Here is a 24238-nt window from a genome sequence, read left to right as displayed (position 1 = left end):
CCTACGCGGCCAGGGTTCCCGGGAGTACCGCCAGCGGCCCGAACCTCGCCCGGGCCCGGTCCGCGGCCTCCTCGATACGGCGGAGCTTGTCGTCCGTGGGGTCGAAGGTGAGCTGGTGAGAGGCCTGTTCGGCGGGGTCGAGGCCCTCGGCGCGCAGGGAGATGGAGCGGACTCGGGCGCGCTGGAGACCGAGGGCCTCGTACATGTCGTACGCCGCCCTGGTCAGGGCCACCGAGTGGGCGGTGGGTTCACCGAGGGTGCGGCTGCGGGTGGTCGCGGTGCGGTCGGCGTAGCGCACGGTGAGGGTCAGGGTGCGGCAGACCTTGTCGAGGGCGCGCAGCCGGGCACCCAGTTCCTCGGCGGCGGAGAGCAGGGCGCGGCGGTGCCGGTCGGGGTCCAACTCGTCGCGGGTGAAGGGGCGTTCGGTGGCCAGGGAGCGTGAGACGCCGTTCGGGACCACCCGGCCGCGGTCCACGCCGTTCGCCTTCTCGTGCAGTTCGCGGCCGGCCTTGGCGCCGACCAGGCGCTGGAGCGTGGACAGGGGTGCGGCGGCGACCCGGCCCAGGGTGTCGAGGCCGTACTCGCACAGGACGCGGGCGGTGGCGCCGCCGACGCCGGGGAGCGCGGCGACGGGCCGGCCGGCGAGGAAGTCCGCCACCGCGTCCCCGGGGACCGCACAGGTCACCCCGGGCCGGGCGTCCTTCAGCGCCATGCGGGCCAGCATCGGCCCGGGTCCGGCGCCGATCGCGCAGTCGACGCCGTGCAGGGCGAGGGCGCGGACCCGGATCACCGAGGCCAGTTCGACGGCGTCCCGTTTGAAGTACCGTTCGGCGCCCCGCAGATCGGCCAGTGCCCGGTCCGGCGGCAGCGCCTCGACGACCGGCGTGAACTCCTCGAGGAGGCCGAGCAGTTCGGGCAGGGCCGCCTCCCGCGTCGGCGGCAGCTGGAAACGTACGCAGAGGATGGTCATCCCGCACTCCCCGGGCTCTGGTGCCACAACTTCCGTATCTGTGAGGGCTCTTGACCCGCCGGTCGCAGATCGGCCCATGGATGCAGTTCGTATCCCGTCGGCATTTGGATTCGCCTGCCGCCGGTCGGATCCGCGGCCGCGTCTCCGTCCGGGACCGGCACCGGCTCCGCCAGCCGTGCCGCCACCGCGTCCAGGCCTTCGCTGTCCCGCAGTTCGACCAGTTCGGCGAGGTTCCAGGCGGCCGCGCCCACCACGCTGAGGCTGCGCGGGCCGCGCCGCTGCACCACCCCGCGCACCAGCAGCAGCCAGGAGTGGAAGACGGTGTGGGCGCAGGCGTCGTGGGAGTCGTCGAAGAAGGCGAGGTCGACCAGGCCGGTGCCGTCGTCCAGGGTGCTGAAGATGACCCGCTTGCCGGACCGGATCGGCGGTGTCTGGGTGGCCGCCTTGGCCCCCGCGACCAGTACGGCCTCACCGTGCCGCGCCTCCCGCAGCCGGCGCGCGCTGACCACGCCCAACTCCGTCAGGAACTTCTGGTGGTCGTCCATCAGATTGCGTGAGACGTCCATCGACAGCACTCCCAGCTCGGCGCTGAGTTTCTCCACGGAGGAGAGATCCGGCAGCCCGACCGAGGCCGTCTTCCGACCGCCGGACAAGGGGAGTTGGGCCCCACGGCCGCCGCGTGCGCCCCGGTGCAGCTCGGTCAGGTGCAGTTGCAGATCACGCCGGTTGGCGCCGAAGGCATCCAACGCCCCTACTTGCGCAAGGCGTTGAGCCACCGGACGGCTCGGACGCGCCCGCTCCCAGAAGTCCAGCAGTGAGGCGTACGGCTGCCCCTCGGCGATCCGTGCCGCCTCGGCCTCGCTGATGCCGTGCACGTCGGAGAGGGCCAGCCGAAGCCCCCACACGACAGAGGATTCAGACACCAGTTCGATCCGATGTGCGACTCCCGACTCGTTCACGTCCAACGGCAGGATCGGCACCCCGCGCCGCCGCGCGTCCGCCAGCAGCAGCCGCTTCGGATACATCCCGGGGTCGTGCGTGAGCAGCCCGGCGTAGAAGGCCGCCGGGTGGTGCGCCTTCAGCCACGCCGACTGGTACGTCGGTACGGCGAAGGCGACCGCGTGCGCCTTGCAGAAGCCGTACGACCCGAAGGCCTCGACGATCTCCCAGGTCCGCTGAATCGTTTCCGCGCTGTATCCGTTCGCCGCCGCGTGCTGCGCGAACCAGAACCGGATCCGCCCCTGCGACTCCGGGTCGGACAGCCCGCGCCGCACCCGGTCCGCCTCGCCGCGCCCGCACCCGGTCATGATGTCGACGATGTCGATGATCTGCTCGTGGAAGACGACGACCCCGTACGTCTCCTTCAGCGGCCGCTCCAGATCCGGGTGCGGATACCGGACGGGCGCCCGCCCGTGCCGTGCCTCGATGAACGGCCGCACCATGTCGGCGGCGACCGGACCGGGCCGGAAGAGCGAGATGTCGACGACGAGATCGTGGAAGGTGGCCGGCTGCAACCGCCCGACCAGGTCCCGCTGCCCCGGCGACTCGATCTGGAAGCAGCCCAACGTCTCGGTGGACCGGACGAGTTGATACGTCGCCGGGTCACCCGGCGGCACGGCGTCCAGGTCGATCCGCTCCCCCGTCGCCCGCTCCACCTCCGCGACCGCGTGCGCCATCGCCGACTGCATCCGCACGCCCAGCACATCGAGCTTGAGCAGCCCGAGATCCTCGACGTCCTCCTTGTCGAACTGCGACATGGGAAACCCCTCGCCGCTGGTCGGCATGACCGGCGTACGGCGGAGCAGGGTCGCGTCGGAGAGCAGCACCCCGCACGGATGCATGGCGATCCCCCGGGGGAGAGCGTCGAGCGCCTCGACCAGCTCCCACATCCGGCCGTATCTCTCCTTCTCGGCTGCCAGTTCCTTGAGTTCGGGCAGTTCCGCCAGGGCCGCGCGGGCGTCGCGCGCCCGGATGTGCGGGAAGGACTTGGCGATGCGGTCGATGTCGGCGGGGTCCATGGACAGGGCCGCCCCCACGTCCCGGATCGCGTGCCGCACCCGGTACGTCTCCGGCATCGCGACGGTGGCGACCCGCTCGGTCCCGAACCGGCCGATGATCGCCCGGTAGACCTCGAGGCGGCGCGCGGACTCCACATCGATGTCGATGTCGGGCAGAACGAGCCGCCGGGTGGACAGGAACCGCTCCATCAGCAGCCCGTGCTCGACGGGATCGGCGTGGGCGATCCCGAGAAGGTGATTGACCAGGGAACCGGCGCCCGAGCCACGGGCGGCCACCCGAATCCCCATGTCCCGCACGTCGTCCACGACCTGAGCGACCGTCAGGAAGTAGGAGGCGAAGCCGTGGTGGGCGATGATGTCCAGTTCCTCGTGCATCCGCTCCCAGTACGCGGGCTTGCCCGCGTACCCCTTCAGCACCATCCCGGCCGCCGCCCGCGAGGCCAGGGCCCGCTGGGCGGTGCGGCGGCCCGCGCCGACGAGGTGCGGCTCGGGGAAGTGGACGGTGCCGATCCCGAGGTCGTCCTCGGGGTCGACCAGGCACTCGGCGGCCGTCGCCTGTGTCTGCTCCAGCAGCCGGTGAGCGGTGTCGCGCCGGAAACCCGCGGCCTCGACGATCCGTTCGGCGGCCGCCAGCATGGCCCCCACGTCCTTGAGCCAGGCCTCGCCGGAGTCCAGTTCCTTGACGGCGCCGACGGGGACAAGGCGGCGGGCGGAGTCCAGGACGTCGGCGACCGGGCCCAGGCCGGCGTCGGCGTACCGTACGGCATTGCTGAGCACGGGGCGGATCCGCTGCTCGGCGGCGAAGCCGACCGTACGGGCGGCCAGCCGCAGGGAGCCCGGTCCCGTGCCCTTGCGCCCGTGCCAGACGGCTTCGAGCCGCAGGGCGTCGCCGTAGGTCTCCCGCCAGGGAACGAGCAGCCGGGCGGCCCGGTCGGGGCGGCCGGCGGCGAGGGCCCGGCCGACATCGGAGGCGGGCCCGAGCAGCACGGTCAGCCCGTCCCCCCGGTTCTCGGCCCGGGGCAGCAGTGGCGTGCCCTTGTCCGAGTGCGCCACCGTGACGAGCCGGCACAGGTCGGCCCAGCCGCGGGCACCGTCCCGGGCGAGAAAGGTGACACGGGGAGCCGACTCGTCGACGAAGGCACCTCCGCGCACGGGAGCACGGCGCCGTTCCTGTCGTACGGGCTCGGCCTCCTCCACGGCCAGCCCCACCCCGAACAACGGCCGCACCCCCGCCTTCGCACAGGCCTTGGCGAACCGGACCGCACCCGCGAGGGTGTCCCGGTCGGTGAGGGCGAGGGCGTCCATCCCCCGCTCGGAGGCGCGCTCGGCGAGGCGCTCCGGGTGCGAGGCGCCGTAGCGCAGGGAGAACCCGGAGACGGTGTGCAGATGAGTGAAGCCAGGCATCCGCACCTCCCGCTGTCGAACATCAGTTCCCTATCGCCTCACCTCCACCATAGACCAAAAACCGAACGTGTGTACGACGACGATCCGATCACCTCTCACCTGCGGAAACGGCTATTCGGACCCGGATGTGCCGGTCTCGGTGGATTCCTCGGCGAGGTGCTCGGCTGCGGCCGTCGACTGGCCGCCTGCGGACGTCGCGCGCTGCGCGGTCTCCAGGGCGTGGAGGCGGCGTTTGATGTCGCGCAGCTCGGTGAGGAGGGTGTCGGGGCGGTTGATCCTGGTCACGGGGTACTCCTCCGGTTCATGGGGTGCTGGTGGCGGGGGTGACGGTCAGCTGGACCTGTTCCTCGCCCGCGTCGTTGCCCGGGGTGACCTCGATCCCGGTGATCCGCACGCCGAACCGGGTGCCCTCGGGAAAGAACACGTCCTTGATGACGACCAGGGCGTCGTCGCCGACCTGATAGGAGCCGAGTACGGGATCCAGGTCGGCGCGCACGGTCAGCTCGGGCAGGACGACGGGGGCGGAGACGGCGGCGAGGGCCGACCGGGCCTGGGAGCGCAGAAGGTCCGCGTCGGTGAGATGGACGTAGGAGACCTCGGTCTCGGTCAGCGGGCGCCCGGTGCCGGGGTCCTCGGCGACCGCGACGAGCTGGTCGCTCTCGCCCTGCTCCCCGAGGGCGAAGATCCGGTTCGCGGTGGAGGCGCCGTCGGCCGGCCAGGTGTAGCCGATGAGGTTGGCGCCGTACTCCCACACGTGCGGGGTGCCCTGCTGGCCGAGGTGCGGGGTCCCGACGCGGAGTCTGCGCACGGGACGGCCGTCGCTGCCGTACGCCATGTCGAACAGGAAGTCGGGGCCGTCCTCCAGGCTGGCCAGTTCACGCAGCGCCTCACCGGTGCTCTTGAGGTCGCTGCCGGGGTAGAGGAGGGTGCGGGTGATCCCGGAGCGGGCCGTGGACTCGGGGCGGACCCGGATGTCGCCGCCGGGGTGCGCCTGGGCGATGGCGACGAGGTCGCGGGCGATGTCGCACTGGTCGCGGTCGGTGAAGGGGACGTTGACCGAGGCCAGGTCGGGGGCGGCCGGGTCGAAGTCGGCGGGCAGGACCCGGCGGTGGTCGAAGTAGGACAGGAAACCGGCCGCCCCGATCTCCAGGTGCTGGTCGGCGGAGGTGTACTTGACGGTCCAGATCACCCCGCCCCAGACGAGCACGCCGCCCCGCTCGACGTAGAGGGCGGCGCGGCCGGGCTCGGTGAGTTCACGGGGGCGGTGGACACCGATCCGCGGGTCACCCAGCGGCAAGCGGGCGCGGAACTCGCCGGCTTCGTTGAGCTCGGTGCTGAACGTGGCGTCGTACAGGGGGAGTTCGTCGGTGATGGCACCGGTGGCGAGGTCGGCGGTGTAGTAGGTGTAGCGGGTCGGGGTGCGGGTCACTAGCCCACCAGCCAGGTGGTGTTGAGGTAGATCAGCTGGTTGGCCGGAAGCGGGGAGTCCTGGGGATACAACGCGATGCCGCCGTCCGGACGGAGCATGAGTTCGAGGCCTCGCGTGGTGCCACCGATCACCGTGTACCAGTGGTGCCTCACCGCCGGGCGGAAACCGGCCGGGACGGCGATGAGGGAGGTGCCGTTGGTCGAGAGGGCGATGGAGGTCTGCAGGGCGCCGCGCAGGTGGACGGTGGAGCCGACACGGCGGACGGCCGGAGTCTCGTTGTTGTACACGTTCCAGTTGGGAAGGAGGGGAAGGGTGACCCAGCCGGTGTCGTCGTTAACCGCCCGCCAGCCCGCCGAACTGTCGTACCACTCCAGGTGGTTGGTGTCCCAGCGGTGGATGTACATACCGGTGTAGGGGTACGTGGGGCGCCCGCTCTCGCCCCAGACCCGCAGGATGCCGCCGGCCGCGGAGGTCCAGGGGCGCAGGTCGTCGATGTCGGCGGCGGCGATGGACGTGGCGTTCTTCGGGACCCTGATCCGGGCGAGTGGGATGAAGTCGCCGTTCACCGGGGGGTCGGTGGGGGTGGCGGCGGCCGTTCCCTTGACGAGTTCGACGGTCATGGCGGTGGCGGTGTCGCCGTACTGCGTGTCGCGCTGCCGGGCGACGACCAGGTCGTTGCGCGGGTTGGCGGTGTCGGCGGGGTTCGTGCCGAGGACGTCGAGGGTCTTCTGCTGGCCGAGGGTGACGAGGTAGGCGCCGGTCGCGGTGGCCCGGGTCCCCTGGATCACCCCTTGGAAGGGAGCGACGGTGACCTTGCCGGAGACGGTGGCGGTGGCCTGGACCCGGCCGGGGTCTCCGGTGGCCGGCCGGATGCCGCTGCGGGCCTGGACCGGCCCGGCCCCGGGCGCGGCGAACACGCCCGTGGCGAGGCGGGCGTCCTCGGCGTCGACGACCCCGCCGGAGATCCAGCCGGAGTCGCGTTCTGGGGTGGGCGTGCTCATGGGGATGCCTCTTCCGGTCGGGGAGTCACGGGACGGGGAACGCCATCACGCGCAGGCCGGTGTAGTGCGCGGCGGGTGAGAACACACTGGCGGTACCGGTCGTCATCCCACCGCCCCGGGCGACGTACTGCGTCAGCACCAGCGGTGTCGCCGCGGGCAGCAGCCGGTGGCCCTGAGCGACGCTGGTGGTGATCCCCGTGGGGCCGCCGTGGAAGCAGGCGAGGGACACCGGCGTGCCGTCCTGCACGCGCACGACATGGTCCCAGCGCTCGTTGGCGCCCGAGGTCTGCGCGGTCAACTGCCCGGTGACCAGGAGCATTCGGGGGTATGGCGCCGCCGGCACGGTCACCTGGTTGAAGGTGTACCCGGTGGCCCCGGCCGAGCCGGTGGTCAGCGGCCAGCCCGTGTCCGCCGGCCCGAAGAGCTCCACCGCCCCCGTGACCGCGGGACGCCATGCCGTGCCGGTGCGGACCAGGTCGAGGCCGCTCTCCAGGTCGTACAGCCGCTGTCCGGAGTAGCCGTCGGCCGGGAGCGACTCGTAGGACTGCAGCGGCAGTACTCCGCCCGCGGCCACGGTGAACACCCGCAGGTCCTTGATGTCCGCCTGGGTGATGGAGCCCGCGTTCGCCCGCACGGTGATCTGCGCGAGAGGCAGGTAGTCGTCGGTGAGCGCCGGCGCGACCGGGGTCGCCGCGGGCGCCCCGGCCTCCACCTGCACCACCATGCCGTCGCTCTCGTCGCCGTACTGCCGGTCGGTCTGCCGGGCCACGACGAGGGCGATCCGGGCGTACGACGAATGGGCCGGGGCGGCGGTGAGCACGTCGAGGGTCTTCTGCTGGGCGAGCGTGATCAGATAGGCACCCGCGGCGGTCCTACGGGTGCCCTGGACGACCCCCTGGAAGTGCCGGACCGTCACATGACGCGAGGGCGTGGCGGTCGCCTCGACGTTGCCGGGCCTGCCGGGGCCGGGTCTGATGCCCGTGCGGGCGGCGATCGGGTTGCCGGGGTCGGCCGCCGCCGAGGCGAGCACGCCGGTGGCGAGCCGGGCGTCCTCGGCGTCCACGACACTTCCGGAGAGCCATCCGGAGTCGCGCTCGAACTCATCCATGCGGGTGGTTCCTTCTCATAGCTGAGGCGGGCGGGGTCAGAGCCAGGCGTCGCGCCACTCGGCGGTCAGCCGGGCGGCCGGGGCGTAGTCGCGGGCGCGGAAGAGCACGGGCGTCGCGCCCGGCCGCAGCGGGAACCAGTCCGAACCGGGCAGCAGCGTCGCCCGCCGGGAGGCCGTGCCCTGGAGCAGGACCGAGCGCGCGTCGGTGTCGACGACCAGGAACTCGCCGTCCTGGAGGGTGAGTTCGAAGGCGAGTTCCTCTCCGGTCTCGGTGTTGCTGATCACCGGCTGCACGCAGGGCCCGGCGATCCGCCAGACGGGCCAGGTCGGGACGGTGCCCTTGTTCTCGAGGAGCAGCCGGCCGCCGGAGGAGCCGCTGCCGAAGTCCAGGGGAAAGGTGAGGGGGAAGGCGACACCGCCGCTGGAGGAGGGCAGTGGGCAGGTGCTGACATTCAGGCCGTGGGAGTACCGCAACGGGTCCGGCGCGGTCATGGTCAGGGAGAACTCGAAGGCTCCGGACTTGCGGTCGACGATCTTCGTCTCGGCGGTGAGGCGGACCAACGCCCGCCGGACGCGGTGCGGTTCGGTGACGACGAGCGGCAACAGCGTGCTGCCGTCGGCGAGTACGGCGGCCAGCCGGTCCTTGGCCGCTTCCCGTACGGCGCGTTCGGGCGCGATGGCCATGCCCTCCAGGGTGACCACGCGAGGGCCCCGGTAGGAGGGGGCGTCGAACGCGCCGTGCCGCTCGGGGCGGTCGGTCAGGGTGAGCCGGACGGGCGGGGTGGCGGCCCAGCCCTGCTCGCTGGTGACCCACCACTCGACGCCGTCGTCGTCGACGGTGTTCCCGGCCCAGCCGTCCACCTCGAACACCGGCTGCTGGAGCTGCCGTTCGGTCATCGTTTGGCCGCCCAGGCGAGTTCGCGGGCGGTGATCCGGCCGATCTCGTACTCGGACTGTCCGGGGCGGGGGTGGACGTTGACGGTGACGGGCCCGCTCGCCGGGGCGACCCCGGTCCGGGCCGACGCCCCGCCGACGACTCCGGCGAGGCTGTAACCGGGGCCGATCACGCTGCGCGCGGTCGCGGTGGCAAGCCGACCGGCGGCCCCCGCCACTCGGTTTCCGGCGCCCTCCATGCCGAGGGCGAGCCCTTCACCGACATCCCCGCCGAAACCCATCATCACTTTGGACGGGGACGAGATCCCGAGAATGCTGCGAATGGGCCCGGGAATGGTGTTGATGATGAAGTTCTTCACCGTGTTGAGAAGGGCCGAGGCCGAGTTCTTGATGCCGTTGATGAGCCCCATGACGAGGTCGCCGCCCAAGCCCATGAGCTTGCCCGGCAATTCGGCGAAGAAACCCCAGATCTTCCCAGGAACCCCCCGTAGAAAATCAACAACGGCGTTCCACTTGTCGACGATCCAGTCCCGCACCGTCCCGACCGCCTCCTTGATCCGGTCCCAGTGCTTGACGATCGCCAGGACGGCGATCCCCACGGGCCCGGTGAGGATGGCGACCAGCAGGGGCCAGTTGGCCTTCAGCCAGTTGACGACGTTCTTCCCGGCGTCGATCAGCCAGTTGATCGCGACCGACGCCCCCTTCATGACCGTCCCCACCACCTGCCCGATCACCTTGAACGCCGCCTGCATGACGGCCTGCACGGTCTTGGACTGCATCGCCATGTCGATGAGCTTGGTGATGAGCGGCATGACGAGCGCGAGAATGGCACCGAGGATGTTGGCCTTCATGGCGGTGTTGAGCCCGCGCTGGGCGGTGGTGGCGGTACGCAGCCCTTGGCTGAACCGGGAGAAGAGCCCACCACCCGACGCGGCACTCCGCCCCGCCCGCTGCACGTCGCTCGCGGCCCTGGTGGCGGCGGTCCGCACCTGGTTGAGACCGGCGCTCGCCTGCCCGGCCCCGGTCCGCAGCCGCCCGGTGGCGGTACTCGCCTGGGTCGCCGCGCTCCGCAGCCGGTCGACCGAACCGCTGGCCCCGGTCACGGCGGTCCGCATCCGCGTGACGGCACCGCCGGTGCTGGTGGCCGCGGTGCGCATCTGGTTCAGCGCCCGGGTGACCGATACGAGTGACGTCTGCATGGTGGGTTGGCTCCGTCGCTGTCGCTGTCGTGCGGGTCGTCATCGCCGCAGGGTCTGTTCGAGGGAGTTGAGGTCGTTGCGCAGCCCTTGGATCGACCGCCCCGCACCCCGCGCACTGCCCTCCAGCTCACGAACCCGCTGCAGGCCTGCCCTGACCTGCCGGTCCAGATTGTTGGCCTTGAGCCGTAGGGACTTGCTGCGCTGGTCCGCGTCGTTGGCGACCTGACTGATCCTGCTGATCCTGGTCTTGAGAGCGGTGATCTGGCCGCGTACCCGTTGATCGTCGGTGTGCTGGGTCCGGAGGATGCCGTTGACCGCGTTCCGGAGCGCAGTGACATGGGTGTTCAGTTCCTGGGTCTTGGTCCGCCCGGATTTGCTGCGCTGATCACCGTCGTTGGCGACCTGGCTGACCCTGCCGAGCTTGGTCTTGAGGGAGGAGAGCTGTTCGCGCAACTGCCGGTCGGCGGAGGTCAGGCCGGCGAGCTGCCTGTCCACTTCTTGCTCCCGCTTGTGCTGGGCGCGGTCCTCCAGGAACTTGGTCAGACTGTATTCGTGCTTGAAGAGGCCGTACTCGAACTGTCCGACGAACACGTCGGCCTTCAGACCGGTAGCCTCCACCTTGGCGCCGGTGACCGGCACGTTGTCGGCATGCCATTTGGGGTCCAAAAGCTTCTTCTGTGCGGCGTCCTGCTGCTCTTTCCAGGCGGCGATCTCGCCTTGTACGGCCTTCTTGAACCCTTCCGGAACACTCGAATCCTTCGCGAACTGTTGCGCGAACTGTTCTTTGAACCGCGCAGTGAAATTCTCCGTGCCCTCCAGGATCCCGACCCGAGTGGTCAGCCTCTCGACCAGGACCCTGATGTCCTCAGCCACGCACCGCTTCCTCTCAACTCGGTGAACTCAGGAAGGCCATGATCTGGGCTGCCGACGCCCCTTGCTCCACGGTCGGCCCAGCCTCCTGCTCAGGGCTCCCGGTACCGCCCTCCCCCGGCCGCGGCACCGCCTCCGGATAAGCCGCCGGCTCCGTGTCCTCGTCACGATGGACCGTCGCGAACATCCAGTTGGCGACCGCCAGATGGTCCACGACCGCCGCGAGCAGATGATCCGTGACCGTCCAGTCCGCCTGTTCGCCGTGGACCGCTCGGGCGAAGGACGAGTCGGCCGGGAGGTGTTCGGTCAGGACGCGCAGGCGGCGGGAGGAGAGTCGGCCCCGGTACCAGTCGAGGAGGTCGACTCCGTAGTGGCGGAGCAGGTCCGCCTCCAGCGCCTCGGCGTGCTCGTCGACCAGCGCACCGAGGCTCAGCCTTCCCCCAGCGTCATGCCCGTCTCGTTGCCGTACGCCTCCAGGATCGCGGAGACGTCCTGAACACTGGTGTCGTACTTGCAGAAGCGCTCGAACTGCTCCTCTCCGAGCAGCAGCGCCAGCAGTCCGTCGATGTCGTTGTCCTCCAGCGCGGCGATCTGCTTCGCGATGCTGCGCGGGAACTCGGTGGGCAGCCGGAACACATCCCCGTCCACCTCGAACTCCCAGTTCTTTCCGACCGCCTCGAGGCGCTGGGCGCGGGCGGCGTTGACGTTGAAGGGTGCCATGTCGGTGGAGCTCCTTGCTGCGTGAGGAACGAAGGGGTCAGGCCGCGCTGAAGCTCGGGTCCTTCATCAGGAAGGTCGCCAGCGGGGCACCGTCCACCGTGGCCAGCGCGGTGAAGGTGACGCCGAGCTTCACGGGGGCGGTACGGACGAGGGCGAGTTCCTCCGTCTCGGTCACCTGGCCGCGGGCGACGATCATGCGGTACTTGACCTCGTCGCCGTCGGTGAACTCCAGCCCGAGCATCCGCTCGTCGAACTTCGGCTCGGCCGCCAGCTCGTACTTGTAGAGGCCGGACCCGGTCGCCGTCTCCTTCACCTGCCCGCCGCCGAAGAAGAACGGCAGGGTGTCCTCGTTCAGCTGGAGGAGCTGGAACTTGAAGCTGAGATCGCGGTCGGAGTAGACGAACCGCGCCGAGCTGACGCTCTGCCAGGTGTCCACGGGGTCCAGCTTGTCCTTCTTGGAGATCTTGACCCCGTCGGTGGTGGTGTAGCCGAGGTCCTTCCAGGCGGCGCCCCAGGCCGCACTGGTGTCGGCGGGAGGTGCGGTGGCGAGCGGGGCGATGAGAACACGGCCACTGCCCGCGACCCGGATCTCCTTGGCGTTCGTTCCGGCCATCACTGCTCCTTGCTGGGAGATGGACATGACGTGCTGCTGTGGGAGTACGGCGAAGACATGCCGGCGATACGGCCCTTCAGGCCGGGCGGACCACCAGCCGGGTGGTCGAGACGTAACGGTTGGCGGCGGCGTGCCGGTAGTCGGGCAGCCAACGCGGACCGTCCTCCTCGACGACGTCCACGACGGTCGCCCCGCCGTACTGCGCCCCCCGGAGCTGGAGCATCAGGGAACGTGCCACCAGGGAGACGGTGTGGGCCGCCGCCTTGGAGGGGCCGTACACCTCCAGGTCGACCAGCGGATTGTCGAGTCGCGGGTCCTCCGCCCAGGCGCCGCCCATCCGGGAGACCAGTACGGCGCGCTGCGAGCCGTCGAACCCGGAGGGCGGCGCGACGTCGACGACGACACCCGCCAGCTCGCTACGGTCCTTGAGCAGGTCGACGACCAGTTGCTCCACGTCCGGAAAGGTGATGTACGGCTCGCTCATCGCCCGGACCCCGGCTCCTCGCCGCCGCCCTCGGAATCCTCTGAGTCCTCCGCGGGCCGCGCGATGACGCCGAGCAGTCCCCGCGCGGTGGGTTCGTCGACGTCCACGACGTCACCCGGCCCGTGCCCGTTCCACCAATAGGTCAACTGGATCTTCTGCACAGCGTTTCCCCCGAAACGATCGGCTGTGAAGGGACCTGACGGAAGATCAACTTCCGTCGGTCAAAAGGAAGTTGACGCCCCAGGAACCGCAAATGTAACGGCCGCCCCAAGCGCAGCGTGAGCAACTTGCGGTCTCGAACAGGTAACGATGACAGGGGGCTCGCGCGCACACCACACACGCGAAAGTCCCGCCCCCACACAGGGACGGGACTCCACGCACCACCGAACCGTCAGCCGATCGACGCCCCGGTCGCCGACAGCGCCTCCGTCACCGGCTGGAAGAACGTCTCCCCGCCGGAGGTGCAGTCACCACTGCCACCGGACGTCAGCCCGATCGCGCTGCTCCCCGAGAACAGCGACCCTCCGCTGTCCCCCGGCTCCGCGCACACGTCGGTCTGGATCAGCCCGTTCACGATGTCGCCGTTGCCGTAGTTCACCGTCGCGTCCAGCCCGGTGACCTTGCCGGAGTGCACCTGGGTCGTGGACCCGCTGCGCGTCACCGACTGACCGACCGTCGCGGCCGCCGCACCCGTGATCGCCTGCGAGGACCCGTTGTAGAGGTCCACCTCGCTGGGGTGATCGACCTCCGCCGTGTACTTCACCAGCCCGTAGTCGTTGTCCGGGAAGCTGGACAGCGAGTTGGTGCCGATCTCTTTTCCGCTCGAGTCCGACCACGTCGAGATCGCCTCGGTGCAGTGCCCGGCGGTGAGGAAGAACGGCTCTCCGCCCTTGACCACGTTGAACCCCAGCGAGCACCGCCCGCCGGAACCGCTGATCGCGTCACCACCCGCGATGAAGGGCTTGAACTCCCCCTTCGTGCGCTGGAGTTCGGCCACCGATCCCAGCCCGTCGACCACCTTCGTGAGCTTGGTCCACTCGGCGGCGGAGACCGTGCGGTCGGCGGTGACGACGACCTTGTTGGTCGTGGGATCCGTCACCCAGGACGTTCCGGGGATGGTCGCGTCGCTCGACAGCGTCGTACGCGCGCTCTTCAGCTCGGCGAGGGAGTTCGAGACGATTCTCGCCGAGGCGCCGGCCGCCGACACGGTCCGTGCCGCGTCCTCGTCGAGCACGTTCACCACGAGACTCTTGGTCTTCGCGTCGTAGAACGTCCCGGCCGCGTCCGCGCCGAGATCCGCCCCGAGCGTCGAGGCGAGCTTTCCGGCCGCGAGGGCCGAGAGGGTCTTGACTTCGGGCGAGGCCGGCGACTCGCTGGCGTTCGCAGTCTGCAAGGTGACTCCCGCGGCGACCAGCGCGGTGATGCCCGCACCTGCCACGACGATCCGGCGCCTGGGTATGCGTCGATGCTTCAACTCGCGTCCTCCTGTGGGGGGTCGGCCCGGGAGATTGTGGGGACCTCGCGGGCCGGAAGGCTGGTTGACGAGCCCTTACTCTTCCGAACCCCACAGGGAGCGCACAAGGGTGACTTCCGGACGCGCGTAGAACGCGGTTGTGCGCCCCTGCCATTTTTGACAGTCCACGGTCACCCCAGGCCATTCACGCTGCAAACACTACGAGCGAGTAACCCTCCATCAGCCTGTGAGGTCTAGTCCTGTCCTGAATTCGCCCCTGCGGGGCCCGGATCCGGCCGGGATTCAAGAGACGCACGTTGCTCCTGCAGCGATTGCTCCACTGGCTGCCGCACCGGTTGCTGCGGAGCCGGCGCAGCGCCCCCCTGCTGCGCCCTCTCCAGAAACCGCAGCAGCTCGACGGGGAACGGCAGCACCAGCGTCGAGTTCTTCTCCGCCGCCACCGCCACCACCGTCTGCAGCAACCGCAGTTGCAGCGCGGCAGGCTGCTCGGACATCTCCTTGGCCGCCTCGGCCAGCTTCTTCGACGCCTGGAGCTCCGCGTCCGCGTTGATGACCCGGGCCCGCCGCTCCCGGTCCGCCTCGGCCTGCCGGGCCATGGACCGCTTCATGGTCTCGGGCAGCGAGACGTCCTTGATCTCGACCCGGTCGATCGTGACCCCCCACTCCACCGCCGGGCTGTCGATCATCAACTCCAACCCCTGGTTGAGCTTTTCGCGGTTGGACAGCAGATCGTCCAGCTCGCTCTTGCCGATGATCGACCGCAGCGAGGTCTGCGCCATCTGCGCGACCGCGAACCGGTAGTCCTCGACCCGGACGACCGCCTCGGCCGGCGAGGTCACCTTGAAGTAGACGACGGCGTCCACCCGCACCGTGACGTTGTCCCGGGTGATGCCCTCCTGACCGGGCACCGGCATGGTCACGATCTGCATGTTGACCTTCCGGAGCTTGTCCACGCCCGGAACGATCATCGTGAACCCCGGCCCGCGCACTTCCGACCTGAGCTTTCCGAGGCGGAAGACCACGCCCCGTTCGTACTGCTTGACGACCCGCGCGGCCGCCATCACGTACACCGCTCCGGCGGACACGAGCGTCACGCCCGCTGCCACCAGCTCCTCGACCATCGCGACCCCCAGGGTCCGAACCAGGCGCTCAAGGTGTGTACTTCGACGGTAACTCCGCTGTGTACACGAAGGGGAGACGGAGGACACAGGTGGTCCACGGCATCAGGACACAGGACGGCCGCCGGCTGACGGTCGAGGAATACGGCGACCCGGACGGCACACCGGTGGTACTGCTGCACGACACCCCGGGCTGCCGCTTCGGCGTCGTACCCCGGGACGTCGTCGCCGCGCACCCGCACATCCGGTTCATCGCCTACGACCGCCCCGGCTACGGCGACTCGGACCGGCTGCCCGGACGCCGCGTGGCCGACGCCGCCCGGGACGTGGCGGAGCTGGCCGGCGCCCTCGGTCTCGGCCGCTTCTCGGTGCTCGGCCACTCCGGCGGCGCCCCGCACGCCCTGGCCTGCGCCGCGCTGCTGCCCTCCCGGGTACGGCGGGCGGCGGCGCTGGCGTCACCCGCACCGCCGGACGCACGGGATCTGAGCTGGTTCGACGGCATGGCCGAGTCCCACGTCGAGGAGTTCACCCGGGCGCTCACCGACCCGCTCGCCTTCGCCGGCCGCCTCGCCGCCCGCGCCGCCGACATCCGCCGCGACCCGGCGCAGCTGCTCGTCTCCCTGCGCGACGGGCTCACGGACTCCGACCGGCGGATCGTCTCCGACCGGGCGGTCGGCGAGATGCTGCTGCGCACCTACCGGGAGGCGGTGCGCGGTTCGTCGTACGGCTGGCTCGACGACGACCTCGCCCTGCTCAGCGACTGGGGTTTCGACCCGGCGGCCGTCATCCGGCCCGTGCTGCTGTGGCACGGCGCCCAGGACAGGTTCTCCCCGGTCGGCCACTTCACGTGGCTGGCGGACCGCATCCCCCGCGCCCGTCCCGTCCTCCAGCAGGACACCGGCCGTTTCGGAGCGCTGGAGGCCCTGCCTGCCGTACTGGACTGGCTCTGCGCACCACCAAAGAAGACCACGTCGAAACGGACCACGTCGTGATCGCAGCGAACCCCCGTACGGCAGATGCGTACGGGGGTCCACCGGGTGCCGGCTGCGACGCGGGCCCTTGCGGGCCTAGAAGACGCTGACGCCGTAGGCGCTCAGGGCCTCGGTGACCGGCTGGAAGAAGGTCGTGCCGCCGGAGGAGCAGTTGCCGCTGCCGCCGGAGGTGAGACCGTAGGCGACGCCGTTGGTGCCGTACAGCGGGCCGCCGGAGTCGCCGGGCTCGGCGCAGACCGTGGTCTGGATCATGCCGTAGACGACGTCACCGCCACCGTAGTTGACGGTCGCGTTGAGCGCGGTGACCCGCCCGCTGTGGATGCCGGTGGTGGAGCCGCGGCGGGTGACCGTGGTGCCCACGGTCGGGGTGGCGGCCCTGGTGATGTCGACGCTGCCGACGGTGCCGGAGATCGACGAGGTCGGGTAGCTGGACGAGTAGCGGACGAGGCCGTAGTCGTTGGTCGGGAAGCTGGACCCGGCCGTCGAACCGAGCGTGGTCGTGTGCCCGGAGTTCGACCACCAGGTGCCCGCGCCGTCGGTGCAGTGACCGGCGGTCAGGAAGTAGTAGGTGCTGCCGCTGCGGACGTTGAAGCCGAGGGAGCAGCGCCAGCTACTCGCATAGATGGCGTCGCCGCCGGAGATCAGCTTGTTGAACTTGCCCGGGGTCCGCTTGATCGTGAGCGCGTCGGCGTTGCTGCCCGCCTGCTCCTTGATCTTGGAGATCTCGGCCTGCGAGACCGTGCTGTCGACGGTGACGACCACACGGTTGGTCTTGCTGTCGACGGCCCAGGCGGTGCCCGGGATGTCGGCCTTGAGCACCGAGCTGCTGGCGCTCTTGAGTTCGGCGGTGCTGAACGGGGTCGCAGCGGTCGCGTTCGCGCTGGGGACCGCGATGGCGGCCGCGGCCACGAGGCCGGTGGTACCGGCGATCAGCCGGGTCCGTCTCGCAATGCCACTGCGGGGGGTGGTGCGCCTGATCCTCACGTTTCGTTCCCTCCCAGGGGAAGTCGGGGGCCCGCGTGGGGTCGGGGCCCGTGAGGCGCAGTCAGCGGTTCGGCCGTCCGGATTTCGAACACGCCGTGCCCCTGACAAGCGCTGAGGGGGAGTATTCGGCCGAACGGACGGTAGGCGCAAGGGCGCCTTTCGGCCGTCAACCTTTGAACCACCTTTGCGGTCCGGTGAACCGGCCGCTCACCGGGCCGGGTTGCGCTCCCCCGCGGCGACGGCGACCGCCAGGGTGTTCCCGGGCGGCGGGAACGGGCAGATGAAGTGGTCGGCGAAGGCGCAGGGCGGCAGGAGCGCCCGGTTGAAGTCGACCGTCGTACGGCCTTCGGGGTCGGGCGCGGAGGGGTACAGGAACCGGAACCGGTAGCTGCCGTCGCCGCTCGTCGTATCGCCGAAAACCGCCCACAGCGAGCCGTCGTCCCGGACCGCGGCCTTCAGCGTCAGTTCCTGTCCGTCGAGCACGAACGTCACTTCGCCGCCGAGCCCCAGCCCGCGCTCGACCCCGTCCGCGCTCGGCACGCGCACGGTCCGCCGCGCGTCGTACGGCGTGAAGCGCCCCGGCACCGACCAGCGCGGATCGTACGGTGTCGCCTCGATGCCGCGGAACGCCCGCCGGGCCGGGGCGGCGGGGTCGAAGTCCCGTACGCCCCATACGCCTTCGCGAACCAGCACGACCAGCCGGCGCTCGCCGTACGCCACCCGGGCGGTCTCGGTCGGACCGAGGTCGGCGCTCAGCCGTACCTGGCCGTCGTAGGGCCGCCCGTCGACGGTCAGGCCGTCCGCCCCGGTCGCGGTCAGCGTCACGCCGTCGTCCGCGGGGGCCCAGGTGCCGGGGAGGCCCGGGAGCCGGCCGTCCGGATGGTCGTCCAACCAGTGGGTGCCGATGAGCGCGAGCGGCCCATAGGGCTCGGCCACCGCTTCGACGCGGTGCTCGTGCCACAGCTTCCAGGCGTCGGACGCGTCGGTGGTCATGTGATCAGCCTTTCCGTACGGGGTCGGGGAGCCCGAGGTGCGAGCGCAGGGTGGTGCCCTGGTATCCGGTGCGGAACGCGCCACGCTCCTGGAGCAGCGGGACCACTTCGTCGACGAACGCGTCGAGGCCGCCCGGGGTGAGATGGGGTACGAGGACGAAGCCGTCGGCGGCCTCGCGCTGCACGAACTCGTCGAGCTCGGTGGCCACCGCGTCCGGGGTGCCGATGAGGAGCTGCCGGCCGCCCGCCTCGATCACGGTCTGCCGGATCGACAGGCCCTTCTCCCGGGACAGGGCCGCCCACTTCTCGGCGATCGCGACCGTGTCGCCGCGCCGGGTCCGCCCCTGGGTGAGGGAGGTATCGGCCACCGGGTCGATGTCGGGCAGCGGGCCGTCCGGGTCGTAGGAGGACAGATCGACGCCCCAGATCTGCTCCAGCGTGAGGAGCGCGGTCTGCGGGGAGGTCTGCTGCCGTCGGATCTCGGCGGCCTTCTCCTGGGCCTCGGCGGCGGTGTCGCCGAGCACGACGCCGATCCCGGGCATGATCTTCAGGTCGTCGGGCGTACGGCCGTACCTGGCCAGGCGGCGCTTCACATCGGCGTAGAAGACCCGGCCCTCCTCCAGCGAACTGTGCCGTGCGAAGACCACGTCGGCGGCGGAGGCGGCGAACTCCCGTCCCTCGTCGGAGTCCCCGGCCTGGATGACCACCGGGTTCCCCTGCGGGGAGCGCGGCACGGTGAACTCGCCTGCGATGTCGAAGTGCCGCCAGCGGTGCGCGAACGGCCGCGGGAGCCCGTCCGGTGTCCAGGAGTCCCACAACTCCCTTGCCGTTTCGAGGAATTCGGCGGCCCGCGCATAGCGTTCGGCCCGGTCGAGGAAGCCACCGCGCCGAAAGTTCTCCCCGGTGAAGGCGTCGGAGGAGGTCACCACGTTCCAGGCAGCCCGGCCTCCGCTCAGGTGGTCCAGGGTCGCGAACCTGCGGGCGAGTTCGAACGGCTCGTTGAAGGTCGTGTTGACCGTGGCGGCGAGCCCCAGGTGTTCGGTGACGCCCGCCAGCGCGCTGAGCACGGTGATCGACTCGGGGCGCCCGACGACGTCCAAGTCGTGGATACGGCCCTTGTGTTCGCGCAGCCGCAGGCCCTCGGCGAGGAAGAAGAAGTCGAACAGTCCGCGTTCGGCGGTGCGGGCCAGGTGCTCGAAGGACGAGAACTCGATCTGGGACCTCGACTCCGGATCGGCCCAGACGGTGGTGTTGTTGACGCCCGGGAAGTGCGCGGCCAGATGCATCCGCCTACGGCTCATGACGCACTCCCGTTGTGGCGTACTGGTTGGCGGGCCTGGCGAGGCCGAGGTGCTCCCTGAGCGAACTGCCCGGGTAGAAGGTGCGGAACAGTCCGCGGTGCTGGAGCAGTGCCACCGTGCCGTTGACGAGCCGTTCCAGGTCGCGCAGTGGTTCGACGGGCGTGAGGTGGAAGCCGTCGACGACGCCCTCGCCGTGCCAGGTGGCGATCAGTTCCGCGAGGTCCACGGGGCCGCCGCGGTAGAGCGGCCCCTGCGGGGTCTGCCGGGGGCCGCCCCCGCCGTGCCCCGGCTCGGCCGCGTGCTCGCCGTCGCCGAGGTCGACGAGGAGGCCGGCGAGGATCCGCAGCTGGTCGGGGTGCCGCCCGAAATCCACTGCCATGGAACGGAGTTGGTCCCGTGCAGCGGCGGCCTGCATGGCACTCGAGGCGCGGACGAGGGCCACGTCGGCGTACCGGGCGGCGGTCCTGCGGGCGGGAGCGTCGGTGGCGTCGACCACGCGGACCGGGTGGCCCTGCGGGGGCCGCGGCACGATCGAGGGTCCCTTGACGGAGAAGGACGTGCCCCGGAAGTCGACGTGGTGCAGCTTGTCCCGGTCGATGAAACGGCCGGTCGGCACGTCCCGTATCTCGGCGTCGTCCTCCCAGCTGTCCCACAACCTTGCGGCCACGTCGGCGACTTCACCGGCCTCCTGCCACAGCTCGCCGGCGGGCGCCGCGTGCCGGCGGCCGAAGAGGCGGGCCTCGCCCTCGGTGGTCGACACGTCGATCCGCCAGCCGGCCCGGCCCCGGCTGACCCAGTCGAGGGTGGCGACGGCGGCCTGGACGTGGAAGGGCTCGGTGTGCGTGGTCGTGACGGTGGGCACCAGGCCGATCCGGCTGGTGGCGGGCGCGAGACGGGCCAGCACGGCGAGCGCGTCGGGACCGGGCCGGGCGAAGCTGTCCTCGAGCGTCACGAAGTCGAGCCCGCCGCGCTCGGCGAGCCGGGCGAGGGTGAGGTAGGAGGCGGCGTCGTAGGCAGACGGCTGGTCAACGGCGGCGGACAGATGCAGCATCACAGCACCTTCGAGAGAAAGGAGCGTGTGCGTTCGTGCTGCGGGGTGTCCAGCACGTCGGCCGGCGGGCCCTGTTCGACGATGCGTCCGTCGTCCATGAACACGACGGTGTCGGCGACCTCGCGGGCGAAGCCGATCTCGTGGGTGACGACGATCATCGTGGTGCCCTGGCGGGCCAGGTCCTTGATGACGTCGAGGACTTCGCCGACCAGTTCGGGGTCGAGCGCGGAGGTCGGTTCGTCGAACAGCAGCAGCCGGGGTTCCAGCGCCAACGCCCGTGCGATCGCGACCCGTTGCTGCTGTCCGCCGGACAGATGTCTCGGGTAGGAGTCGGCCTTGTCGGCGAGCCCGACCCGGTCCAGCAGCCGCCGCGCCGCCTCCACGGCCTCCTTCCGTGGCCTCTTCAGGGCGGCCACCGGGGCCTCGACGACGTTGTCCAGCACGGTCAGATGCGGGAACAGGTTGAAGTTCTGGAAGACGAAGCCGATCCGGGTGCGCTGTCTGAGCACCTCGCGCTCGGGCAGCTCGTACAGCTTGTCGCCGCTGCGCCGGTATCCGACCAGCACCCCGTCCACGCTGATCGCGCCCCGGTCCACCTTCTCCAGGTGGTTGACGGTGCGCAGCAGCGTCGACTTGCCGGAGCCGGACGGGCCGAGGATCACGGTGACCTCGCCGGTGTGCACGGCGAGGTCGATGCCCTTGAGCACCTCCAGTGATCCGAAGCTCTTGTGGACGGACCTGATGTCGACCATGACACTCATCGCTGAACTTCCCTGTCTTCCAGGTGGCTTAGGCGGCAGCACGACCGGCGAGCTCGCCGAGGAACAGCAGCGCGGCCCGCGCGGTCGCGTCGTTCTGCCGGAACGCGGGCCCGCCGGTGCGCGGCCGGGTGAAGGCGCCGGGAGTACGGCCGTCGGTGTGCGGGCCGAGCGCGAAGCGCCGTGGGTGGGGCCGTCCGGACCGGTCCAGGACCCGCCCGTCGGCACGGTCCACGCGCAGCAGCCCGTCCGGGCTCTCGGCGGCCCCCTCGGCGTGCAGCTCGCGCAGCAGCGGATCGAGGGCCCGCCGCACGGTCGGCTCGGGCAGCCGCGCCTCGACCAGCGCCCGCGCCTCCACCGAGAAGCCCGGCACAGTGGGGCTCGACGCCCGGAACACCCCGTCCCCGGCGTGGACTTCCATGTCGGCCCCGACGAACCTGAGCACTCCCGCCCGGGACAGCGCGAGCAACTGCCGCAGCCGGGGCCCGGGCGGTCCGGAGGCCAGATAGCTGAAGAACCCGTGCCACCATCCGCCGATGTCCCCGAGCCGGACCAGCTGGCCGTAGACCGAGAGCAGCCCCAGGAAGACGGCCAGGTCCGGGCTGTACGAAGGGTCATGCCGTCGGCTCAGGTCGGCCTCGACATACTCCCGCAGCCCGTCCTGGAACTCCTCGTGCGTCGCGTACCGCACGCCCTCCAGCGGCCGGTCGAGCGCCGCGAGGTCGAGCCGGTCACGGGGGTCGGGCACGGCGGAGGCGACGAGAGCCTGGATGTCCGTCCTGCTCCCGGCCGCGTACTTCTCCTCGAAGTCGGTCCAGGACATCGCGGTCCGCTCCGGATGCACGGTGAACAGCCGGTGGTAGTGCGCGAACCCGAGCTCCTTCTCCACCAGCGGCCACACGTCCCGCTCGCTGTATCCATCAGCGGCCCCGCCGCGGGCGAAGCCCTCCGGCCGGGCGAGCAGCCCGTCGATCTCGGCGGGCCCCAGGAAGCGGGGCAGTGGAGGCCGCTCGCCGGTCCAGTCGTAGCCGATCTTCGAGTGGTACGGCACTCCGCGCCGCGATCCGACGTAGAGGACCGGCTCGCGCCCGGACGGGACGTAGGTGTCCCCTTCGTGCCGTCCGCCGCGTCCCTCGGTCAGCAGCACCATCAGGTCGACGAAGGCGAGCCCGAAGCCGCGGACCAGGACCGGTTCCCCGGGCGCGAGGGCGGACAGATCGCTGTCGGCGGTGAAGTCGGGCGGGAGGTGGACGAGACCGTGCTCCTCGGCGTACGCGGACAACGCGCTCTGCTCCTCGTCCAGTTCGGCGTCCAGATGGCCGAGGGCCAGGACGACGAGGTCGGCGAGGAGAGGATGCGGCCGGCCCTCCAGCCAGACCTGCTGCCGGCCCTCGCGCGGACCGCTGACCCGCACGGCACGCCTCGGGTGGTGATGGACGACGACGCCCTCCGGCAGCGCGGCCACCGCCTGCTCGTGCACCCAGCGCAGATAGGCACCCTGGAGCGGCCGGTCGGCGAAGACGCGGCCGTCGATGGCGGCCCACTCGTGCAGGGTGGGGCCGGGACGCACGGGCCCCGCCATCTGCACGGTCTCGTCGGTGAACATGGTGACGTCCTCGGCGTGCGAGTTCATCCACAGCAGAGGTGACTGGGCGGCCCGCCAGATCCGTCCGGCGCCCGGCGGATGCGGGTCCACCAGATGCACGTCGAACCCCGGACCGTCGTACAGCTCGGGCGCGTTGGCGGCGATCCGCTCGATCAGACCGGTCCCCCGCGGCCCGGCTCCGACGATCACCAGCGAGCGCCTCATCGGGTGCGCTCCGAGCCTCGGGCGTAGTGCTTCTCCAGGTGGTGCTGACCGACGCCGAGCACCGAGGTGACGACGGTGTACCAGACGGTGGCGACCATCAGCAGGGGGATGACCTGGTAGGTGCGGTGGTAGACGAGCTGCACGGAGTAGAGCAGGTCCTGCACGGCGATCACGCTGACGATGGAGGTGCCCTTGAGGGTGCCGATCAGCATGTTCCCGGCCGGCGGCACGATGGAGCGCATCGCCTGCGGCAGCACGATCCGCCGCCAGCGCCGCCAGCGGCTGAGCCCGAGCGCCTGCGCGGCCTCGATCTGCCCGCGGTCGACGGAGAGGATCCCGCCGCGCACGACCTCGGCGGCGTAGGCGGCCTCGTGCAGGGTCAGGCCGATGACCGCGACGGTGACCGGGCCGAGCAGGTCGACCGTCCGTACTCCGAGGATGTGCGGGTACAGCGCCCCGATGTTGAACCAGAGCAGCAGCTGCACCAGGATCGGGATCGACCGGAACAGCCAGACGTAGCCCCAACTCACGCTTCTGAGCACCGGGTTGGCGGAAAGCCGGGCCGCCGCGAGCAGCGCGCCCAGCACGAAGCCGAGCGTCATCACCACCGCGGTCAGCCAGAGCGTGAGCCACAGCCCGCGCAGCACCGCGTCGGTGGTGAAGTAGTCCGCGACGACGTCCCACTGGAAGGCGTCGTTGCGCAGAACGGAGTTGACGGCGAGCGCGAGCAGTACGAGAACGGCGACGGCGGCCGTCCACTGGCCGAGGCGGCGGCGCGGGACGATCCGCAGGGAATCCGCGTGCTCCGGTATGCCGGGCGCGGCGGAGGCTTTGGCGAGGGTGTCGGAGGACATGCGAGGGCTCCGTGGCATCGAGTTGGTAGAACTCGGACGGTTGCCTTCACACGGGTGCGGCCTAGCCCCTCAGCACGGCCGCCCTTCGAGACTACGGGTGCGTTTCCCCTCGCTGTCAAGGCTGTCCACACTGTGAGCCGTACGTCTCAAGTCAGTTGACGGCAAACCGGATGCCTGTTCCACTTACCCCATGC

At 70.8% G+C, this 24238-nt stretch carries 24 protein-coding genes; 1 reads left to right on the top strand and 23 read right to left on the bottom strand.

The genetic code is table 11. The features are described from left to right. Nucleotide 1: 1 nt before the first annotated feature. From M2157_RS37615 to M2157_RS37540, 16 genes are all read right to left on the bottom strand, one after another. A complete protein-coding gene (locus tag M2157_RS37615; protein ID WP_280856627.1) occupies nt 2–970 on the bottom strand; it encodes a hypothetical protein in 969 nt (322 codons plus the stop codon). After that, on the bottom strand, nt 967–4392 hold the full coding sequence (gene dnaE / locus M2157_RS37610; RefSeq protein WP_280867424.1) for a DNA polymerase III subunit alpha: 3426 nt from the start codon (nt 4390–4392) through the stop codon (nt 967–969). The genes M2157_RS37615 and dnaE overlap by 4 nt, the downstream gene beginning before the upstream one ends. 111 nt (nt 4393–4503) lie before the next feature. After that, the gene (locus M2157_RS37605) at nt 4504–4677 is read right to left on the bottom strand and encodes a hypothetical protein (protein ID WP_280867423.1); all 174 of its coding nucleotides are present in this window, start codon (nt 4675–4677) and stop codon (nt 4504–4506) included. Between the two features lie 16 nt (nt 4678–4693). Continuing rightward, a complete protein-coding gene (locus tag M2157_RS37600; RefSeq protein WP_280856630.1) occupies nt 4694–5821 on the bottom strand; it encodes a hypothetical protein in 1128 nt (375 codons plus the stop codon). Next, complete coding sequence (locus M2157_RS37595; RefSeq protein ID WP_280856631.1) at nt 5821–6822, bottom strand: hypothetical protein; 1002 nt, start codon at nt 6820–6822, stop codon at nt 5821–5823. Before M2157_RS37595 ends, M2157_RS37600 begins: the two co-directional genes overlap by 1 nt. A gap of 25 nt (nt 6823–6847) precedes the next feature. Continuing rightward, nucleotides 6848–7930 carry a hypothetical protein gene (locus M2157_RS37590; protein ID WP_280856632.1) on the bottom strand — a complete coding sequence of 361 codons (1083 nt, stop codon included), beginning with the start codon at nt 7928–7930 and terminating at the stop codon, nt 6848–6850. A gap of 36 nt (nt 7931–7966) precedes the next feature. Beyond that, entirely contained in the window at nt 7967–8827 is an 861-nt protein-coding gene (locus M2157_RS37585) for a phage tail domain-containing protein (RefSeq protein WP_280856633.1), read from the bottom strand. Beyond that, on the bottom strand, nt 8824–10023 hold the full coding sequence (locus M2157_RS37580) for a hypothetical protein (RefSeq protein ID WP_280856634.1): 1200 nt from the start codon (nt 10021–10023) through the stop codon (nt 8824–8826). The genes M2157_RS37585 and M2157_RS37580 overlap by 4 nt, the downstream gene beginning before the upstream one ends. Nucleotides 10024–10062: 39 nt before the next feature. Continuing rightward, nucleotides 10063–10896 (bottom strand): hypothetical protein, encoded by an 834-nt coding sequence (locus tag M2157_RS37575; protein WP_280867422.1) that lies wholly within the window; start codon nt 10894–10896, stop codon nt 10063–10065. A 13-nt stretch (nt 10897–10909) separates the two neighbouring features. Beyond that, complete coding sequence (locus tag M2157_RS37570) at nt 10910–11275, bottom strand: hypothetical protein (RefSeq protein WP_280858964.1); 366 nt, start codon at nt 11273–11275, stop codon at nt 10910–10912. 47 nt (nt 11276–11322) lie between these two features. Then, nucleotides 11323–11613 carry a hypothetical protein gene (locus M2157_RS37565; protein ID WP_280856636.1) on the bottom strand — a complete coding sequence of 97 codons (291 nt, stop codon included), beginning with the start codon at nt 11611–11613 and terminating at the stop codon, nt 11323–11325. A gap of 37 nt (nt 11614–11650) precedes the next feature. Continuing rightward, the gene (locus M2157_RS37560) at nt 11651–12226 is read right to left on the bottom strand and encodes a phage tail protein (RefSeq protein WP_280856637.1); all 576 of its coding nucleotides are present in this window, start codon (nt 12224–12226) and stop codon (nt 11651–11653) included. A 76-nt stretch (nt 12227–12302) separates the two neighbouring features. Next, the gene (locus M2157_RS37555) at nt 12303–12710 is read right to left on the bottom strand and encodes a hypothetical protein (protein WP_280867421.1); all 408 of its coding nucleotides are present in this window, start codon (nt 12708–12710) and stop codon (nt 12303–12305) included. Next, on the bottom strand, nt 12707–12871 hold the full coding sequence (locus M2157_RS37550; RefSeq protein ID WP_280867420.1) for a hypothetical protein: 165 nt from the start codon (nt 12869–12871) through the stop codon (nt 12707–12709). The genes M2157_RS37555 and M2157_RS37550 overlap by 4 nt, the downstream gene beginning before the upstream one ends. Nucleotides 12872–13101: 230 nt before the next feature. After that, nucleotides 13102–14184, bottom strand: coding sequence for a S1 family peptidase (locus M2157_RS37545; RefSeq protein ID WP_280856640.1), 1083 nt, complete (start codon nt 14182–14184; stop codon nt 13102–13104). 233 nt (nt 14185–14417) lie between these two features. Beyond that, nucleotides 14418–15305: a slipin family protein gene (locus tag M2157_RS37540; RefSeq protein WP_280867419.1), complete on the bottom strand. Its 888-nt coding sequence runs from the start codon at nt 15303–15305 to the stop codon at nt 14418–14420. Between the two features lie 89 nt (nt 15306–15394). On the opposite strand from M2157_RS37540, the gene M2157_RS37535 reads away from it, so the two are divergent. Further along, nucleotides 15395–16294, top strand: coding sequence for an alpha/beta hydrolase (locus M2157_RS37535; RefSeq protein ID WP_280867418.1), 900 nt, complete (start codon nt 15395–15397; stop codon nt 16292–16294). Between the two features lie 75 nt (nt 16295–16369). Here the strand turns inward: M2157_RS37535 and M2157_RS37530 are convergent, their stop codons facing one another. The 7 genes from M2157_RS37530 to M2157_RS37500 all read right to left on the bottom strand — a co-directional run bounded on the left by M2157_RS37530 (nt 16370) and on the right by M2157_RS37500 (nt 24044). Next, on the bottom strand, nt 16370–17278 hold the full coding sequence (locus M2157_RS37530; protein WP_280856643.1) for a S1 family peptidase: 909 nt from the start codon (nt 17276–17278) through the stop codon (nt 16370–16372). Between the two features lie 207 nt (nt 17279–17485). After that, a complete protein-coding gene (locus M2157_RS37525) occupies nt 17486–18271 on the bottom strand; it encodes a DUF1684 domain-containing protein (RefSeq protein ID WP_280867417.1) in 786 nt (261 codons plus the stop codon). 4 nt (nt 18272–18275) lie between these two features. Further along, nucleotides 18276–19571 (bottom strand): NtaA/DmoA family FMN-dependent monooxygenase, encoded by a 1296-nt coding sequence (locus M2157_RS37520; RefSeq protein WP_280867416.1) that lies wholly within the window; start codon nt 19569–19571, stop codon nt 18276–18278. Continuing rightward, nucleotides 19561–20622: an LLM class flavin-dependent oxidoreductase gene (locus M2157_RS37515; RefSeq protein ID WP_280856646.1), complete on the bottom strand. Its 1062-nt coding sequence runs from the start codon at nt 20620–20622 to the stop codon at nt 19561–19563. The genes M2157_RS37520 and M2157_RS37515 overlap by 11 nt, the downstream gene beginning before the upstream one ends. Continuing rightward, the gene (locus M2157_RS37510; protein ID WP_280856647.1) at nt 20622–21383 is read right to left on the bottom strand and encodes an amino acid ABC transporter ATP-binding protein; all 762 of its coding nucleotides are present in this window, start codon (nt 21381–21383) and stop codon (nt 20622–20624) included. Before M2157_RS37510 ends, M2157_RS37515 begins: the two co-directional genes overlap by 1 nt. 28 nt (nt 21384–21411) lie before the next feature. Then, complete coding sequence (locus tag M2157_RS37505) at nt 21412–23190, bottom strand: FAD/NAD(P)-binding protein (protein WP_280867415.1); 1779 nt, start codon at nt 23188–23190, stop codon at nt 21412–21414. Then, a complete protein-coding gene (locus M2157_RS37500) occupies nt 23187–24044 on the bottom strand; it encodes an amino acid ABC transporter permease (protein ID WP_280867414.1) in 858 nt (285 codons plus the stop codon). Before M2157_RS37500 ends, M2157_RS37505 begins: the two co-directional genes overlap by 4 nt. Between the last annotated feature and the right edge of the window lie 194 nt (nt 24045–24238).

The sequence above is a fragment of the Streptomyces sp. SAI-127 genome (assembly GCF_029894425.1).
In the GTDB taxonomy this organism is placed as follows: domain Bacteria; phylum Actinomycetota; class Actinomycetes; order Streptomycetales; family Streptomycetaceae; genus Streptomyces.
Note: the sequence above shows the minus strand (reverse complement) of the source record. Positions and strands in the feature narration are given on the sequence as shown.